Annotated in this window: 16 protein-coding genes; all 16 read right to left on the bottom strand. The window is 55.8% G+C overall.

Annotated features, from left to right (window positions below; translation table 11 throughout):
* Positions 1-9: 9 nt before the first annotated feature.
* Complete coding sequence (locus tag H581_RS34260; RefSeq protein ID WP_051250857.1) at positions 10-1,323, bottom strand: hemolysin family protein; 1,314 nt, start codon at positions 1,321-1,323, stop codon at positions 10-12.
* Between the two features lie 30 nt (positions 1,324-1,353).
* On the bottom strand, positions 1,354-1,713 hold the full coding sequence (locus H581_RS0116205; protein ID WP_028610924.1) for a Lin0512 family protein: 360 nt from the start codon (positions 1,711-1,713) through the stop codon (positions 1,354-1,356).
* Positions 1,714-1,761: 48 nt separating this feature from the next.
* Positions 1,762-2,910 carry a DUF3900 domain-containing protein gene (locus H581_RS34265; RefSeq protein WP_245600051.1) on the bottom strand — a complete coding sequence of 383 codons (1,149 nt, stop codon included), beginning with the start codon at positions 2,908-2,910 and terminating at the stop codon, positions 1,762-1,764.
* Positions 2,911-2,912: 2 nt separating this feature from the next.
* Positions 2,913-3,749, bottom strand: a complete 837-nt coding sequence (locus H581_RS0116215) for an EcsC family protein (protein ID WP_028610925.1) — start codon at positions 3,747-3,749, stop codon at positions 2,913-2,915.
* An 87-nt stretch (positions 3,750-3,836) separates the two neighbouring features.
* Entirely contained in the window at positions 3,837-5,912 is a 2,076-nt protein-coding gene (locus tag H581_RS0116220) for a HelD family protein (protein WP_028610926.1), read from the bottom strand.
* Between the two features lie 75 nt (positions 5,913-5,987).
* Entirely contained in the window at positions 5,988-6,287 is a 300-nt protein-coding gene (locus H581_RS0116225; protein WP_028610927.1) for a DUF1294 domain-containing protein, read from the bottom strand.
* Between the two features lie 57 nt (positions 6,288-6,344).
* Positions 6,345-8,852: an ATP-dependent helicase HrpB gene (gene hrpB, locus H581_RS0116230; protein WP_036718708.1), complete on the bottom strand. Its 2,508-nt coding sequence runs from the start codon at positions 8,850-8,852 to the stop codon at positions 6,345-6,347.
* 32 nt (positions 8,853-8,884) lie between these two features.
* A complete protein-coding gene (locus H581_RS34270; RefSeq protein ID WP_051250859.1) occupies positions 8,885-9,712 on the bottom strand; it encodes a hypothetical protein in 828 nt (275 codons plus the stop codon).
* Between the two features lie 22 nt (positions 9,713-9,734).
* Entirely contained in the window at positions 9,735-10,685 is a 951-nt protein-coding gene (gene corA / locus H581_RS0116240) for a magnesium/cobalt transporter CorA (protein ID WP_028610929.1), read from the bottom strand.
* Positions 10,686-10,848: 163 nt separating this feature from the next.
* Positions 10,849-11,562 (bottom strand): adenosylcobinamide amidohydrolase, encoded by a 714-nt coding sequence (locus tag H581_RS0116245; protein ID WP_028610930.1) that lies wholly within the window; start codon positions 11,560-11,562, stop codon positions 10,849-10,851.
* Positions 11,559-13,166, bottom strand: coding sequence for a cobyric acid synthase (locus tag H581_RS38400; RefSeq protein WP_036718711.1), 1,608 nt, complete (start codon positions 13,164-13,166; stop codon positions 11,559-11,561). The genes H581_RS0116245 and H581_RS38400 overlap by 4 nt, the downstream gene beginning before the upstream one ends.
* The gene (locus tag H581_RS38405) at positions 13,163-14,266 is read right to left on the bottom strand and encodes a pyridoxal phosphate-dependent aminotransferase (protein ID WP_028610931.1); all 1,104 of its coding nucleotides are present in this window, start codon (positions 14,264-14,266) and stop codon (positions 13,163-13,165) included. Before H581_RS38405 ends, H581_RS38400 begins: the two co-directional genes overlap by 4 nt.
* Before the next feature lie 32 nt (positions 14,267-14,298).
* Entirely contained in the window at positions 14,299-15,108 is an 810-nt protein-coding gene (gene cobS, locus H581_RS0116260; protein WP_028610932.1) for an adenosylcobinamide-GDP ribazoletransferase, read from the bottom strand.
* Positions 15,090-16,067: an adenosylcobinamide-phosphate synthase CbiB gene (cbiB, locus tag H581_RS0116265; RefSeq protein WP_036718713.1), complete on the bottom strand. Its 978-nt coding sequence runs from the start codon at positions 16,065-16,067 to the stop codon at positions 15,090-15,092. The genes cobS and cbiB overlap by 19 nt, the downstream gene beginning before the upstream one ends.
* On the bottom strand, positions 16,067-16,663 hold the full coding sequence (cobU, locus tag H581_RS0116270; RefSeq protein WP_028610934.1) for a bifunctional adenosylcobinamide kinase/adenosylcobinamide-phosphate guanylyltransferase: 597 nt from the start codon (positions 16,661-16,663) through the stop codon (positions 16,067-16,069). The genes cbiB and cobU overlap by 1 nt, the downstream gene beginning before the upstream one ends.
* Before the next feature lie 10 nt (positions 16,664-16,673).
* The gene (gene cobT, locus H581_RS0116275; protein ID WP_028610935.1) at positions 16,674-17,738 is read right to left on the bottom strand and encodes a nicotinate-nucleotide--dimethylbenzimidazole phosphoribosyltransferase; all 1,065 of its coding nucleotides are present in this window, start codon (positions 17,736-17,738) and stop codon (positions 16,674-16,676) included.
* Positions 17,739-17,752 lie beyond the last annotated feature (14 nt).

The following is a 17,752-nucleotide window of genomic DNA, read 5'->3' on the forward strand; positions in this document are numbered from 1 at the left end:
TATACAAGCTTATGCATGTCCGTATTCGCCCATCTCATTTTCGGATAAATCCGTCTGAATCTCGATCTTTCGAATCCGGTTGCTATCGCGCTCGCGAATAATAAAGGTCATATTATCAAACGTCCATGGCTCGTCCACAGGCAGCTCCGGCTTCAGGTTGAACAGCCACCCGCCGATCGAATCGACATCCTCGCTTTCCAGATGGGTGCCGGCCGCCGCGTTCACTTCGCTTATAAGCGCCTTGCCGTCCACGAGAAACCGCTGCTGTTCGATCTTCTCGATCTCCTTGACCTCATCCTCGTCAAATTCATCGCGAATTTCCCCGACGATTTCCTCGATGATGTCCTCGATCGTAATAAGACCCGCCGTGCCGCCGTACTCGTCCAGAAGCATGGCGATGTGTACGCGCTCCTGCTGCATTTTCTTCAGCAGCTTCTTAATCGGCGTCACTTCCGGCACCGACATAACCGGCTGCAGCAGCTTGAGGATGTCCAGTTCGCGATCGGTGTCGTAATGGAGGAAAAATTGCTTCGTGTTCAAAATACCGATGATATTGTCTTTGCTGCCCTTCGCGACCGGAAACCGGGTATACTGCTCCCGCTTAATCGTTTCCACGTTCTCCTCGCGAGACTGGTCGATATATAAACATACCATGTCTGTCCGGGGTACCATAATCTCGCGCGCAAGCCGTTCGTCAAATTCGAAGATACGGTTCACGTAGCCGTACTCGCTCATATTGATTTTTCCGCTTTCATAGCTTTCGGTCAAAATAATCCGAATCTCTTCCTCCGAGTGCGTTTCATGCTCGTTCGCAGGTTTAAAGCCAAACAATCGGACAAGTCCGTTCGCCGATCCGTTCAGCAGCCAGATAAAAGGAAACATCACCTTGTAGAATACGATAATGATCGGCGCCGTGAGAAGACTGATGCGCTCCGACATAATAATCGCAAGCGTCTTCGGAAACAGCTCGCCGAGCACGACATGCAAATAAGTAACGATAACGAAAGAAATGATAAACGACAGCAGTCCGCTTAAATCGCCTTCAATATGCAGACGCTCGAAGATCGGATGAAGGATTTGCTCGATCGTCGGCTCGCCGAGCCAGCCAAGACCGAGTGCCGTTATGGTTATGCCCAGCTGGCAAGCGGATAAATACCCGTCCAGATTCGACGTAACCCGCTCTACGGCCTTCGCATTTTTCACCTTTTCCGCAATCATTTGATTAACGCGGCTCGACCGCATCCGAATAATCGCAAATTCCGTCGCGACGAAGAACGCGGTAAACGCCAGCAGCGCGGCAAATACGACAAGCTTTAGAACCATCGTTATCTCCCTCTTGCTATGGTGATGCGATTAGAAGCCTACCTCGACCGATGCAATAACGACGTAGATCAAATCGTTTTTATCATCCTTGTCAGGCAGGACAACGCCGCTTGTCGTCAGCATTCCGCCTTCGATTACCTCTACGGACACTTGACCGTAAGGGAGCGCAGCCTTTACCTGCTCTATATCCAGCAGCTCTTTATCGCAAGGCAGAGCCAGCTTCACGCGCACCTTCATATGGTCCAGACTGCCGCCCGGAAGGACGGAACGCAGTCCCGGCATTGAATTGTGGTGTATCGCGTTTTGTACCGCCCGAACCGACGCCTTTGTAATATTTTGACCGTGCAGGTCGCATCCCATGCCAATTTCGATAAAAAATAGGTTGTCCACTTATGCAGTCTCTCCCTTATTTGTGGAATTCATACGAATGAAGACGGTTTACCAGGGTGCTTCGTCATTGCGGCCTGCGCCGCTCTCCGCTTCTTGGCCTCCGGCCGGATATGGAGCGTCCTCCGGCGGCTTCTTGCTTCCGATAAGCGGCATGATCGCCGTCAGGTCAAGCGGCTGCAGCAGTTCTACCGGGGACATGCCTTTATCGAATTGGAAGGAATCGCCTTCGATGACGACAACGTAACGGCCGTTGTGCTTGGCAAAATGAATCGATGCGCCGAAATCGGCGAGCAGTCCTCTGATCGTCACGCTGTCCAGCTTGAACGAAAACGGCAAATCGGGTTTTTGCTCGACAAGCGAGGCTGCCGCTACCTCCACTTGCTCCTGAGGCCACCACTCCTGCAGATCGCGCTTCTCGCTGGCGGCCCATACCTCGACCGCATTCTCTTCCTCGCGCCGCTCGGTGCTCTCATCCTCCTGCCACTTATCGGCCATATACTGATGCACCATCTCCACGACCTGCTCGCCCATCACCTCGGGAAGCGGCTTCTCATAGGAGACGTATTTCAAGAAATCCTCGAAATACCGTGCATGCGACGCTTGGTGAATTTTCAGCTCCCAATGCTCCAGCATGCCTTCCTCGGGCATATGCGGATATTGAATCGACTTTATGCTGCGCGCGCTGATGGCCATTTCCACCTGCGAGATCAGATTGCGCTCATCGGATATGCGCGCGATCTTCGGTTCGAAGTCGCATTTCAGCAAAAATAAAAACGGCTCGTCAAAATACGTATTTAACTTGGATAACGCAATAATAAACGCGCCGCCGCGAACGGCGCTCGTATCCATATAAATCCGGACAAGCTCGTCGGCGATGCCGATGAACCGCTCCTTCGAATCCGCGTCGCGAAGCCGCTGGAATAAATTATAGTTCTGATTGCTGCCGAGCTCGTAGCCCGGTTCCACCATGAAACGCCCGATTTTCGTAGGCGCGCCGGCCGTATTCGGGTTGCGCTCGACCTTCCTCTTCACAATCCGCTTGAATTCATCATCCAGAAACTTCTGAATCTCGCTGTCCTCGTAGGAATCCTCGTCCAGCGTCTGATAATGCTTGAACCGCTTGCCCGATGAAGCTGCGCTTTCTTCTCCGTCGGTATGAATCACAAAAAAAGATAAATATTGCAAATGAAAATCCACTTCTACATTCCGCCCTCCGCCAGCTTGATCAACACTCTTCTCTTTCTGTAAAGCATCGTCGCCGCTTCCGCCACGTCGTTCAGCATGCCGCGGTTAATAATAGCGCCGAACAGCATGCCGGCAACCGGTATCATTTGAAACAGCTTCTTCCAGCCGAAATTATCGCGGTAGACCGCAACGACCTCTCGCCAGCCCTGCAGCTGCGACAGCATCTGCTGATTGCGCTTGCCGTCGTCATAGGCGCTTAGTTCCTCCAGAATCGCTTTTTTGCCGACAATATCGGATGAGGCGAACTGCATGACCTTTACTGCAAATACGCGCTCCTCCTTCAGCTTCGGATCAAAGCCGTAGCAAATCGCGATTTCTTGTATGATCTTGAGAGAAAGCCCTAGTACTGCCGGAATATCGACCGCTAAGGTGAAAATGCCGCCAAAGCCCGTCGTAGCGCCCTGCAGCGTCGCCATCGTCGAACGGCTGGACGCGAGCTCGCTTGCCGTCACGTTCATGACGCCAAGCGGCAGGGCTGCCGCATACTCCAGCGTGAAAGAATCGGCTAAAGACCACTTTTGTTCGGTTGAAGTCGCATTGCGCTGCAGATGCTCCAAAACCGAACGTTCGGATACCAGATACTTGCCGCCATTTTGAATATAACCGCCGATTTCGTCCACCGCTTGCCCGATTTTCTCTTGGACAAACTTGGGGGTCACTTTATCCAGCAGCATGAACGGGAGCCGTCCGAGCTTCTCCCAGAACCATAAGTCCTTCTGCCCGCGCTCCCAACCCTCGATTTCCCTTAATGAAGCCTGTAAACTTTCATTCGTATCAGCCATGTGCTGCATCAGCGGTCACTCTCCTCTTTCTTTACGATGGTAATACGCCAATGCAGCCGACAAGATGCGCCGATTCGTTTAACTTCCTATTTTCGTTTAGCTACCTATTAATGAGGTAAGCTTGCCTTTATGCAGCAGCTTCAGCTTATGAAGCGCGCGGGTACAGCCGACATACAGCAGCTTCGAATCGAGACGGGTATATGCCGCCTCGCCGGCATCGGCGATCAATACCGCATCGAACTCCAGTCCCTTCGACAAGTAGACCGGCACGACCGATAAACCGCCGCCGTATGCCGGCTGCTTGCTTTGCACGAGCGAAGCCTCGAAGCCGCTTTCGACGAGATGCCGATAGATGCGGTCGCATTCCTGCGCCGTGCGCCCGATGACGGATATGGTTTCATAATCGCCATTTGCCTGCCATTCCCGAACGGAGGCTTCAATCGCTTCCAGCCATCGGGAGCCGGCAACTTCCTCCGTTACGACGGGATCTCCGCTCCGGAAGACGGGAACGGCCGGCTTCACGCCGCCGGTCATTTCACCTAATATTTTATTGGCGAATTCAATGATCTCCATTGTCGAGCGATAGCTGCGGTTCAGCTCATAGAAGCCGACCTGCTCTCCGCTGAACAAGGCGGTCAGCTCCGACCAGCTTTGCACGCCGGCATACGCATGAATTCCCTGCTGCAGGTCGCCAAGCACGGTCATGGAAGCGGTGCGCTGGCACCTGCGCAGCACCTCCAGCTGGAATGGCGAATAATCCTGCGCTTCGTCGATGACAATATGATCGAAGGCTTGCTTCGGCAGACCGAACAGCTCCAACTGAATGTAAGCAAGCGGCGCCAGATCCTCCGCGGCGGCTGCCGATTTTCTAAGCCGCTCCGCCGTCGGCTCCGCGATGGACTTGGGAATGCTTTTGACCGCCTGCTTGCCATGGAACAACGACGCATACAGCTCGGTTGACGTATAAGCGGGAATCTTCTTTGTGAAGCTGTTAAACCTCGTAAGCGCCTTCGCTCTTACCTTCTTATGCGCCACATTCCGCATCTTCAGCTCGGATTCGAACCAGCGGCGGATCCGGCTGACGAGCCGGTCGCGCTTCTTCATCAGCGTCTCTTCGCCGTAATCGGTGTTGTACCATTCGATCATTTGAGACGGCGTGAGCTCAAGCCCGTCGATCGGAACGAACGAAGTATCGGGAACGATCCGTCGCTCGAATTCGGCGATTCGCTCGTCTATGATTGCTTTGAAGGCGAGACTGCCTTTGAAGCGGCCTGAAGCATGCTCGATTTCATCCGCCGTGCGGTGCTCCTCGAACCAATACGCCATCGTCTCGGACGGATCGCTGACCGTCACGCTCTTCTCCAGCAAATCCACCGCCCAGTCGCTGAACGTCGTCTGTTGGATATCGCCTACGCCAAGCTCGGGCAGAACGCCCGAAATATAATCCAGAAACATCCGGTTCGGCGCAAAAATAATCATTCGCTCCGCGCGCATCCGATCCGCGTATTGGTAGAGGAGATAGGCAAGCCGATGCAGCGCTACGGTCGTCTTGCCGCTTCCCGCCACTCCTTGGATAAATAGGGCTTTATTGCGTTCCGCGCGGATGATACGGTCCTGCTCGCCCTGAATCGTGGAAACGATATCGCGCAGCTTGTTATCTTTGTTCTCGCCCAGTCTGTATAAAAGAAATTCGTCAGTGACAGAGCCTTCCTCCTGACCTCGCACATAGCTGTCGACCAGTCGGACAATCTCTCCCTGACGAATCATAAAGTTCCGTTTCAAATGGACATAACCCGAGATTTCGCCGTCCGGCGAATCGTAAACGGCGGGCGCGTCCCCCCCGGTGAAGGAATAAAAAAGGCTGGCGACGGGCGCTCGCCAATCGATGACAAGCAGCTCGCTGCTCCCCTGCTTCGCGACGCCTGCTTTGCCGATGTAGAGAGGCTTCTGCGCGCCTGTCGGCAGTTCTTCAAAATCAATTCTGCCGAAATAAGGCTCCTTCTTTGAGATTTCCAGCCTTTGTCTCCGTTCCTCCTGCTGCAAATCGAGCATTTGCTCCGTGAAATCGTCCCCTTTGTAGCGCGGTCCGATCGCCTGCAGCTGGGCCGTAATGTCGCGCAGCGATTCCGTTAGCCTCTGCTGCTCTTCTTGATAGGCACTTTGAACTGTCAAGTCAGTTACCTCCTAAGTGTTGAAATTTGAAAAAAGCGAATTATCACTATACCACAACAACGACACTGACCGCAATCAGGATTTGACATTTATGCCAACCAGCCAAAGGATGCCGATCAACACCAGTAAATTCATGCCGAGCAGAAACGGAATGCCGACCGTAAACGAACGATGCTGGGTTTTGTGGCGCCACGCGCGCATCCCGAGCCATGTCCCTGCCGCACCGCCGATCGCGCTGAGCATAAACAAACGTTTCTCCGGAACCCGCCTCCGCTGCTTCCTTGCCCTCTGCTTGTCATGGCCCATTAGCAAAAAGGCATACCCGTTCACTGCCGCCAGATATATAATCAAAGCATATAATCCCGTAAGATTCATAAATGCACACTTCCTTTAAGTTTGGTGACGTCCGCAAAGCGGCAGCAGCCGAGACGGTTAAGACTGTCTCGGCTTCGCGCGATTGGTCGGTACGGCGGAGTAAGGATCATCCGGCCAATAATGCTTAGGATACCTGCCCTTCAAATCCTTCTTCACTTCGAAATACGCATTCTCCCAGAAACTGCGCAGATCCTTCGTCACCTGAACGGGACGCTGCGAGGGAGAGAGCAGATGCAGCGTGACCGGCAGCCTGCCCCTTGCGAGCCGCGGCGTTTCCCTCATGCCGAACAGCTCCTGCAGCCGCACGGCGAGCACCGGCGTCTCCGGATCGCTGTAGTCGACCGGAATCCGCGAACCGCTCGGGACGACGAGATGGGTCGGCACCTGCTCGTCCAGCTCCTGTCTTTGCTTCCAGGAAAGCATCTCCTCGAACAATTGCTGCATAGGCAGCCTCTGCAGGTCGGACCGGCTCTTCAACCCGTAAATATGCGGCTTCAGCCACTGCTCTAATGATGCAAGAAGCGCCGAGTCGGAGACATCGGGCCAATCCTCGCCGCTCAAGGCCATCAGCTTCATGCGCGCCCTCAGTTGGGAAGCCTGCTTGTTCATCGGCAGCATGCCGATACCGGACAGCCGGAGCGCGGATAACATCGTTTCCGCCATTTTCTCCTCGTCGGGCTTCTGTAGCGGAGCTTCCTTTAGAACGATCGAACCCATGCAGACACGGCTTCTGGCGCGGACGGCCAGAGCGGAATCGTCCCATTCAATCGATTCCTCATTGGTGATATAGGCCGTTAAATATTGTTCAATGTCGTATAGAGTAAGCTCCGCCGCAATTCGGATCCGGCTCTCCGAGCCCGCATCATCCAGCTCGCAGGCCGCAAGGTAAGCGGCTCGCGACAAAGGCTGCGGCTCCGGAAGCACGGCCCCCTTGCCGCCCGCAAGCAAATAACGGCCGTCGCTCCGGCGCTGGGCAATGCGGTCGGGATAGGCAAGCGCCGCAAGAACGCCAAGCGGCAATTTCCTGCTCTCATTCGCCTCCGCTGTCTGCCGATACTGATCCGTAAGCCGCGCCCACTGCTCCGCTTGGGCCATGATCCGATATGCCGCTCCTTTGGCGGGATGGTCCGCAGCCGCCCGCGATCCGGTTAGTTGATGAAGCAAATCTATCCGCAGCTGAAGATCCGTATTTCGCTCCTGCGGCAGCAGATCCCGTTCGCTTAATAAGGCTGCGACGACGCAGGCGGTTCGCGCTTCTCCCAACTCCGCGGCCTTCAGAATCATGCCGCTGAGCCGCGGGTGCATGCCGAATTTGGCCATGCGTACGCCGTCTTCCGTCGGTTTACCGTCTTCATCGATCGCTTTCAGCTGTTTCAATAAGGATACCGCCTGTTCATACGACGCGGCGGGGGGCTCCGTCACCCAATCCAGCTCCTGCGGATCGCGAATGCCCCATACCGCAAGCTCCAGCGCGAGCGGAGCAAGATCCGCTTCGAGCAGCTCGGGCGCGCTCTGTGCCGACAAGTACGGATGCTCCTGCTCCGTCCACAATCGGTAGCAAATACCGGGCGCAAGCCGGCCCGCTCTCCCCCGCCGCTGGTCGGCCGAAGCCCGGGATACCGGCACGGTCTCAAGCCTCGTCATCCCCGTTCGCGGCGAGAACCGCGGCACCCGCATAAGTCCGCCGTCCACAACGATCGTCACGCCTTCAACCGTCAAGCTTGATTCAGCTATCGACGTGGCGAGAACAATCTTGCGTTCTCCGGCGGCACACGGCGCAACGGCGGCATCCTGCTTCTCCAGCGGCAGACTGCCGTGCAGCTCCAGGATGCGGACGTTCGGCGCAACACCAGCCTCCGCCAGCCATTTTGCCGTGCGGCGAATTTCCGGGACGCCAGGAAGAAAGGCGAGCAAATCGCCATCATGTTCGCGCAGCGCTTCCGTAATCGTTCGGCCCATATGCGGCTCGATCGGTCCTGCAAGACGACCATGCGAGTAACGGGTGTCAACCGGAAAGACGCGGCCCTCGCTTCGGATAACCGGTGCGCCGCCCAGCAGCTCCGAGATCGGCTCCGCCTCCAGCGTCGCGGACATGACGACCAGCCGCAGCTCTTCCCGCAGCAGAGTTTGCGTCTGCAGACTGAGCGCCAGGCCGAGATCGCCGTGCAGATGGCGTTCATGAAATTCATCGAACAACAGGACGCCTACCTGCTCCAGCGCGGGATCCTCCTGCAGCATGCGGGTGAGCACGCCTTCGGTAACGACCTCAATGCGGGTATGTTGACTCACTCTTGTGTCCAAACGGACGCGGTAGCCGACCGTTTCGCCGGTCTGCTCCCCGAGCGACCTCGCCATGAACCGGGCGGCTGACCGCGCGGCCAGCCGTCTCGGCTCCAGCATGACGATCTTTTTGCCGGCCAACCAAGGCTCCTCGAGCAGAGCAAGCGGCACGCGGGTCGTCTTGCCAGCTCCCGGCTCCGCAACGAGCACCGCATGCTGACCATCGCGCAGCGTTTCGAGCAGCTGAGGCATTACGGCATCTATTGGCAGCTGTACTTGCTTCATGATGATCCCCCCCCCCCCCCCCCCGTCGCTTCCTACTTCACGATCCGCAGCATTTGGACGACTGGACGGTTATCGCCAGGCAGAGCCGCCTGATGGCTAAGCAGCTGCGAAGACCCGTCGCCGTCCAGAAAAATGCCGTCAACCAGCTTACCTTCGCCGACGCTGGCGATGACCGCATCCCGAAACTGCGCCAGCGAGCCTTTCGTCTCGCTTACGATTAGATACAAGCTGCCTTCGACATCGTAGACGGCGCCCGAACGCAGCCTTTCATCGACAGGGAAAGGAGCATTCTCCTCAGCCGCTTGTTCTACCCATCCTGCATCGTCCCCGAGAGTCATACTGATCCCGCCTTGAGCCCAGAACCGGGTAGGATCTTTTACCTTTAGCTCGGAGGCCTTACTTGCAAGCTGCACGCTCAGCTTATCGGAGGCCCCGTCCCAGACGAGCGTTCCCCTCGCATATTTGACATTTTCGCTGCCCGATCCGAATTTTCCTATTTGCCCGTTCACCGGGCGGCTGTCCACGATCCCGATGCTCAGCAGCTGATCCCCGTAGAAGAAACCGCCGTTAATGCCGACCTTCTCCGTTAACGTCACATTCTGATGGACCGCCTCGAGCGATACATATACCGGCTTCGTTTGAAGCACATGAAGCTTCATCCCGTTCGGCGCGGATTCGGTGAAATAAGTATAATGAAGCGTTTGATCCGGCCCGGCTTTGTTCGCCGCGTCGCGGTTTCCGAGCGCAAGAATCATGAAATAGAACAATATGGCCAAAATGACTAAGATGCCCGCTACAATACCGAATGCGGCCAGTTTCTTTTTGCTGCTGAGCGTCGCCGCTTCTTTCTCATGAATCACAGGTTAATCTCCTCTATCCCTTTTATTTAAACCAGCCCTTTATCTTAAACCACATATACATCGAGACTCCAATGGTTACCATTAGAATAAGCACCAGATAATAACCAAACGGCCAATGAAGCTCAGGCATCCGGTCAAAATTCATCCCGTACAGGCCTGCAATGAAGGTCAATGGCATAAATATCGTTGTAATGACGGTCAAAGTCTTCATAATGTTATTCATCCGATAGGAATTGATCGAAATATAACTGTCCCTGATGTCGCTCGTCATTTCGCGGTTGGCTTCAACCATATCGGAAAGCTTCAACAAATGATCATAGATATCCTTATAATAAGCCAGCATTTGTTTGTTATCGATGATTTTATCCGTGCCGATAATCCGGTATAACAAATCCCTCATGGGCACGATCGTCTTTCTGATCTTCAATAAATCCGAACGGATATCGAACAGTTCGTCCATTAAAAGGTTTGATGATACATCTTCCGTATTATTTTCCAGATTGTGTAAAGTATCTTCGATTTGAAAAACGCTCGGAAAGTACTGATCCGTTATTTTATCCAAAATCTTGTAATGAACGTAAACGGGTCCTTTATTAAGAGAATCCTTATGGCTTAACAAATGCGTCCTGACCGCATCAATCTCGTCTTGAGGTTTTAAATGGAAGGTAACCAAAAATTTATCGCCTAAAAAAATATCCACCTCTTCCGCTTCCAAGCTCCGGGAATTCAAAGCGTGCAGAACGAAAAAGTTAATATTATCGTAGTGGTCCAGCTTTGGTCTTTGCAGCAGGTGAAGACAATCTTCAATCGCGAGCGGATGAAAGTGAAAAAAGTGATCCAGATAAGCGATCTCCTCATCGGTCGGACAATCAAAATCAACCCAATACCAATCGATATCGGGGTTATGAAGCTCTCCCAACGATACGTTCTGCTTGATTTGAAAATCCTCGGTTATGGCAAGGGTATGTATCACAAACGCTGCCTCCTTTCGCTTGCAACTTGTGCATAAGAACATGTTGCGGCTTTTCTATTTTACATGAAAATGCCGCCGATGTAATAGGTTATGCTTTCTTCAAGCCATAACCAACTTTACATCGGCGGATCATCTTCATCCATTATGTAATTATAAGGCGCATCTAATCCTCCTGCTGCGTGCGGACTGCCTCGTGCACCGCGGCGTATACCGTTTCGGCAATCGCGTTGCCGACCGTCGTCGCCGCTCCCGCATAAGCGTGCACCGCATCCCAGCGGGAATGCTGGCTGACTCCGATGACGATCGCGTCCGTCGTCGTCCCCGTAGCGGACTTGCCGTTCGCTTTCTCTGCAATGCCAAGATCCTGCAGCGCTGCCGTCTTGGCTTCCGTCGCCGTAATCACCGCATTGACCATCGCCGATTCGGTCAATCGACCGTCAATTAACAGAATCGTATTAATCGTACCGGGCGTATAAGCCGGGAAGGTATCGCGTGGCATCCCGGCTCTCGCCGCATTTCTCGTGCCGGCCGTCACGCAGCCGACCAGCTTGAACCTGTCGCCTGCCCGCTCCATGATAGAAGCATGCGTCAGCTTAGCCGCCGTAATAAGTCCGGCCGTCTGCCTGTAATCACATCCCCACTCCCCGCATTTCCTCTTAAGATCACGTACGGGATCGTCGCATTGATAGGAAAGCGGAACTTTCCAGTTCACGATCCGGTTCGCGTAGGAGAAGCCGCCGGGATGAACGGCGCTGCTGAGCGTATAGAGCATCTCCGGACTGCTCGCTTCAATGCGGTCCTCCAGCAGGCGCAGGCTGACGCCGGCCCATATGCCGGAGTGGAAGCCGCTTCCGCCGCCGCGGAATGGTTGCGTCATCGTTTTCCCTCCTTCGGCATGCGAAGCTGCTCGTATATAAGCGGCAGCTTCAAATGACCGCGTACATGATCGGCAAGCCGGTCGAATGCACGCTCGCGATTTTCCTGGAAGCGCAGCTCCGCGGGCAGCGGCTTCAGCCCTTTGGACGCACGCAATTCATTTAACCACGATCTGCGGAAATCGTCATTATGCAGAATGCCGTGGATGAACGTCCCCCACATCCTGCCGTCTGCAGAACAGATGCCTTCGGCTTCATAAGGCTCGGCATCATGGCCAAGTCCTGGTAACAACGCGCGCTGCTCCCGGATCTCAAACGGCCGGGAGGCGGAATCCGGCTCCTCCGGCCACACGATTTCGCCCATATGGATTTCATAACCTGTAACCGGCATTGCCCCCCGCTGATTCATCTTACGTGTCAAACCTTCGATTCGCACGGTTTTTTTCACTTCCGAGAACTTCACCTCAAACGGGAAGAAGCCAAGCCCCTCCGCCTCCTCTGCCGCGGATTCTATATGCAGCGGATCCATCAGCCTCGCGCCCAGCATTTCATACCCGCCGCAAATGCCTGTCGTCCAGCCTCCTCCGGCCGCATGCTTCCGTACCAGATCGGCCAGGCCGGTATCCTTCAGCCATAACAAATCTCCGATCGTATTTTTACTGCCAGGCAGAATAACGGCGTCGGGACATCCCCATTGACCGACGTGCTCCACATAACGAAGATTCACGTCCGGCTCGAAGCGGAGCGGGTCTATATCGGTGAAATTCGAAATGCGGGGCAGCCGGATGACGGCAATGTCCAGTACGTCCTCCTCACCGCTCCGTCCGGTTGCATCCGGCAGCCTTGCTGTATTCGGTTCCTTCGCAAGCGACAGCGAATCCTCATCCTCCAGCTCCAAATTCGGCAAGAAGGGAATAACGCCCAGCACCGGTTTACCGGTCCGCGTCTCCAGCCAATCAAGCCCCGGCTGCAGCAGCGATACGTCCCCTCGAAACTTATTAATGACAAAGCCGCAAATCCGGTCCCGCTCCTCCTGCTCGAGCAGCTCCAGCGTTCCGACGATCGAAGCGAACACGCCGCCGCGGTCAATATCGGCGACCAGTATGACGGGAGCGTCCGCCCACGCCGCCATGCGCATGTTGACGATATCGCGGTCCTTCAGGTTGATCTCCGCCGGGCTGCCGGCTCCCTCGAGGACCACGATTTCATAAGCCGTTCTTAGCCGGTTCAAAGCATCCCGGACGATGCCGCCGGCGACCGGCAGGTAGCTCTCGCGGTACTCCCGGGCGTCATATTCCCGCAGCGGCTTGCCGTGTACGACAACCTGCGAGGACATCTCGCCGGAGGGCTTGAGCAGAATCGGATTCATATCGGTCGTCGCCAGTATGCCGCATGCGTCGGCCTGCATGCCCTGCGCCCTTCCGATCTCTTTTCCGTCCCAGGTAACGTAGGAGTTAAGCGACATATTTTGCGATTTGAAGGGAGCCGTCGCGTAGCCGTCCTGCGTAAAAATGCGGCATAGCGCCGCGGTTAAGAGGCTCTTGCCCACATCGGATGCCGTTCCTTGCAGCATAATCGTCCGTCCGGCTCCTTGTCCCGCGCTCATATCCGCTGCTCCCGCGCGCGGCGCCCGATACACTTCTCCAGCGCTTGAAGTAAAATCACATTTTGTTCCCTTCGTTTAACCGCCACCCGGATATACGTATGGTCAAGCCCGGGGAAACGGGAAGCATCGCGAATAAGCACGCCAAGCTTGCCCATCTCCAGCTGAAGCTTGCTGGCGCTCATTCCCGGCTCCCCGGGAATTCGGACCAATAAATAATTAGCCGAGCTTGGGAATACCCGGAAGCCAAGCGCTTCCAGCTCGCTAATAAGCCAAGGCCGATCCAGAAGCAGCCACTCCATCGTCCGCCCGGCAAATTCCGTCTCCTCCAGCACGGCTTCGCCGATTAGCTGGGCTAACGAATTCACGCTCCAGGGAACCTGCAGACGTCTTATACCGCTAAGTGCTTTGGGGTTTCCCGCTATATATCCAAGCCGTATTCCCGGAATCGAATAAAATTTGGTCATCGAGCGTATAACGAACAAGCGTTCGTGGCGGGACGCCTCGTGAATGAGACTATAAGCGGCCTCTTCGGGAACAAAATCCATAAACGCCTCGTCCACGACGACAGAAGCGCCTAATTCAATGAGCCTCATAACGAGACCGGGCTCGACGAGCCGGCCTGTCGGATTATTGGGCGAGCCGAGCATGAACAAAGTGCCTGGCTCGGCTAAATCGCACAGACGGTCAAATTCGTGCTCCAACTCAAAATCCCGTTCGGCCGACAGCACGATTTCTTTCACCGCGCCGCCAATCTTGCGCACCGCATCGCCGTACTCATCGAAGCATGGAATGGCCAGCACCGTTAACCTCGGCCGAATCGCACGAACGACAAGATCAATCAGCTCGGCCGCGCCGTTCCCGATCACGATCGCATGCTCGCCCAATTGATGCCGCATCGCCAGCTTCCGCCTCAGACCGCGCACGGCAGGATCCGGGTATTGCCCGATGATATCCGCATAAGCTGCCAAAGCCTGCTTCACAGAAGGCGGCGGGCCCAGCGGATTCATATTGGAACTAAAATCGGTAAACCGATCTGCCGGCAGTCCAAACGACTCCTCCGCCGTCCGCAAATCGCCGCCGTGTCCATATCTTTCCAGCATCCTTTTCACCAGCTCCTGCTTCTATTGTTTCCTTAGTTCAGCACATAAAGTACTGCCGCAAACAGCAATACCGCCTCAACCGCTTCATTCATCGCCCCGTACGTATCGCCTGTCAGACCGCCAAGCTTCCGGTTCAGCCACAATGCAAGCAGCCCTCCGCTCAGCACGGTCAGAACAAACGCGACAAGCAGCACTTGAAGAATGTGCCGGTCATCTATTCCCGCCAGCCTCAACCCAACCCCTGTCAAAACAACCGACACAACGAAGGCTGCTGCCGCCTGCGACAATTTAACCCCGTTAAATAGTGTGCCGATTCCCTCGCCTGACCGTGCACTCGGCCAAATCGCGATGGATGCCGACATCCAGGCGCGGCTCCATATCGGGCAAAGCAGCAGCAAGATCAAGCCCGTCCCCGGCTTCTCCCCTCCCAGCAGTTCAGCCAGCAAGGCGGCTTTGAATAAGAGCAGCAGAACAGCCGCGAGAACGCCCATCGCGCCTACGCGGCTATCCTTCATGATTTCCAGCATCCGTTCGCGCGAACGGTGGCTCAACACGCCGTCAGCCGTATCCATCCAGCCGTCAAGATGCAGCCCTCCGCTTAATGCCGTCCACAAGGCAAGGAGGAGAACGGCTGCAGGCCAAGCTGGCACCGCGAGCTGCAGCAGCCATCCCGCAGCCGCGACGCAAGCGCCTATGAATGCTCCCGCAAGCGGGAAATAAATGACGCTGCGCGTCAGGACCGGACTTTCGAATGGAACGGTTACGGGAATCGGCGCCCGCGTCAGAAACTGAAAGGCGGCGATTAACGCTTGTAGATGCAACCTTACCGTACGACGAACCATGCTGCTATCACTCCCGCAAATAAGATCAAACTGACGCTGTACAGCAGCCGTACGGACGAGACGATGTCCCGCGGCTGCAGCGGACGCTGCGGCCAGCCCATCCTTGCCCGTTCGCTCGGTACGCCGAAATAGACATTCATGCCGCCAAGCTCAATGCCGAGCGCGCCTGCGACCGCCGACTCCGGAATGCCGCTGTTGGGGCTTGGATGACGGCGGGCGAATGTAACGATTGAACGCAATGCCCGTCCCGGCTCCATTCCACGGTGAAAAATGGCCGATAACGCCAGCAAACCTCCAGTAAGACGTGCCGGAATATAGTTAAGCACATCGTCTGTACGGGCGGAAAACCAGCCGAAATACCGATATTGTTCATTGCGGTAGCCGACCATGGAATCCAGCGTATTCGCCGCCCGGTATAACATGGCGAGAGGCGCTCCGCCGAGCAGCGCGAACAGGAAAGGCGAGACGAGCGCGTCGACCGTATTTTCGGCAACCGTCTCGACCGCCGCCCTCGACGTCTCTCCCTCATCAAGCTTGGCCGTATCCCGGCCGACGATGTAGCCGACATACTTGCGCGCTTCATCCAGTTTCCCTGCGATCAACGGCTCGTATACGAGCATGGCGGCTTCTTTTAACCCTTTGACCGCGATCGTCGTTGAAATAAACCAGGCGCTCACCGCATAACCGAGCCATGGATGCACATAATCCGCCGTCCAAATGACCGCCCACATCACTCCAAAGCTTACGGCTAAGGTGATCACGGTTAACAAAATACCGAGCAGTCTAACGGCCAGCGGGTTCTCCTTCCGGCGTTCCGGCGCGAGCAGCTTCTCCAGCCGGCGAATTAGCCGGCCGATCCAGATCACGGGATGCGTCGGCCACTTCGGATCGCCAACGACCCAATCGATGACAAGGGCAGCGGCCGACAGAAGCAGCAGCTCCTTCACCGAATACAGCATTACAGCTGATCCCAACTGAAGGCCTGTGATTTCAGCTCGACCGGTATCCCTGCCGTCACAAGAAACACGCGGTCGCAGATCGAAGCAGCCTGCTGGTTCAAGCGGCCAGCTTCGTCTCGGAAGCGCCGCCCCAGCGGATACGCAGGCACGATGCCGTCGCCAACCTCGTTCGTCACGATGAGAAGCTTGCCGGGAACGGGAAATTCCCGGATAGCGGCCAGCAAGCTGTCGGTTTCCTCGTGAAGTCGGCTGGCTTCGAACGATTCATGTTCGATGCGCAGCAGCCAGTTGGTCAGCCAGAGCGTCAGACAATCCAGCAGGATAACCGGCGGTTCGATGCCTTCCCGTTTATTTTGCGCAACACGACTTCCTAATTGACCAAGCAAGCCATCCGCCGCATAAGGTTCCTCGAATGTCTCCCAAGGGAAGCCGGAACCGTCGCGGTCAAGCCGATGTTTTCCGATCCGATCGGTCATTTCCTCGTCATAGGGCTGACAGGTCGCTATATATATGCCTTTCGGTCCCGAGCGCATCGCGTATTGTTCGGCAAAGCCGCTTTTGCCGCTGCGCGCTCCGCCGGTTATGAGTATGGCCAAGCTTGATCACCTATCCTTTGGAAACGCCAGCGCTCTCGAAGGTCGCCATCTCTTTCATCAGAAGGAGAGCAGCGTTTATAAAATGAAAACACAATACGGCCCCCGTTCCTTCGCCCAGCCGCATTTCAAGCTGCATCATCGGCGATAGGCCGATCGATTGCAGAAGCTTGGAATGACCCTGCTCCTGCGACAGATGGGAAGCAAGCATAAAGGGCTTGGTCTGCTCCGCTATCCGCGATGCGACCAAGGCGGCGGCGGACGAAATATAGCCGTCGATCACGACCGGGCAGCGATTTGCGGCCGCGCCGATGATAACGCCGACCAGTCCGGCTATTTCCGCCCCGCCTACCTTAGCCAGAACGTCGACCGGATCCGACGGGTCCGGTCCGTTCACTTCTATCGCTCGCTTCACCACAGCAACCTTGTTCTTCCAGGACTCGTCATTGATGCCTGTGCCTCTTCCGACGGATTTCTCGGGCCGCAAACCTGTCAATACGGTTGTAAGAGCGGCGCTGGCCGTCGTATTTCCGATCCCCATCTCGCCCGTAGCGAACAGCCTGTAGCCTTGCTGCACCTGTTGTTCGACGATCTCGATCCCCGCAAGTATCGCCAGCAGCGCCTCTTCGCGGGTCATGGCCGGCTGCTTTGCCATATTAGCTGTGCCGCGCACGATTTTCCGGCTTATCAACCGCTCATGCTCCAGATCCGCGTTCACGCCGATATCGACGCAGACGACAGCCGCATCCGCTTGCCGCGCCAGCACATTGACAGCCGCTCCGCCATGCAGGAAATTCATGACCATCTGCGGCGTCACCGACTGGGGAAACGCGCTGACGCCTTCCTCGCAGACGCCGTGATCGCCGGCCATGACGATGACGGCCTTGCGCGATAGATCGGGCCAAAGCTCGCCCGTTATTCCCGCCAGCTGCCTTGCGGCGGCCTCCAGCTTTCCCAAGCTGCCCGGCGGCTTCGTCAAACCGTCCGAATGCCGCTCCGCCAGCGCCGCGCTTGCTTCATCAAACGGCGGAATTCGCTTTACCGTTTCCTCGAGCTTCAATTCTAACCCGCTTTTCATCTTCTTCTCTCCTT

The sequence above is a fragment of the Paenibacillus harenae DSM 16969 genome (genome assembly GCF_000422465.1).
In the GTDB taxonomy this organism is placed as follows: domain Bacteria; phylum Bacillota; class Bacilli; order Paenibacillales; family Paenibacillaceae; genus Pristimantibacillus; species Pristimantibacillus harenae.

Bases quoted from the DNA above. Each gene is read 5' to 3' on its own strand.
- cobT (WP_028610935.1), bottom strand. From the start codon at position 17,738: ATGAAAAGCGGGTTAGAATTGAAGCTCGAGGAAACGGTAAAGCGAATT.
- H581_RS34260 (WP_051250857.1), bottom strand. From the start codon at position 1,323: ATGGTTCTAAAGCTTGTCGTATTTGCCGCGCTGCTGGCGTTTACCGCG.
- hrpB (WP_036718708.1), bottom strand. From the start codon at position 8,852: ATGAAGCAAGTACAGCTGCCAATAGATGCCGTAATGCCTCAGCTGCTC.
- cbiB (WP_036718713.1), bottom strand. From the start codon at position 16,067: ATGCTGTATTCGGTGAAGGAGCTGCTGCTTCTGTCGGCCGCTGCCCTT.
- H581_RS38405 (WP_028610931.1), bottom strand. From the start codon at position 14,266: ATGCTGGAAAGATATGGACACGGCGGCGATTTGCGGACGGCGGAGGAG.
- H581_RS38400 (WP_036718711.1), bottom strand. From the start codon at position 13,166: ATGAGCGCGGGACAAGGAGCCGGACGGACGATTATGCTGCAAGGAACG.
- H581_RS0116225 (WP_028610927.1), bottom strand. From the start codon at position 6,287: ATGAATCTTACGGGATTATATGCTTTGATTATATATCTGGCGGCAGTG.
- cobS (WP_028610932.1), bottom strand. From the start codon at position 15,108: ATGGTTCGTCGTACGGTAAGGTTGCATCTACAAGCGTTAATCGCCGCC.
- H581_RS0116245 (WP_028610930.1), bottom strand. From the start codon at position 11,562: ATGACGCAACCATTCCGCGGCGGCGGAAGCGGCTTCCACTCCGGCATA.
- H581_RS0116215 (WP_028610925.1), bottom strand. From the start codon at position 3,749: ATGCAGCACATGGCTGATACGAATGAAAGTTTACAGGCTTCATTAAGG.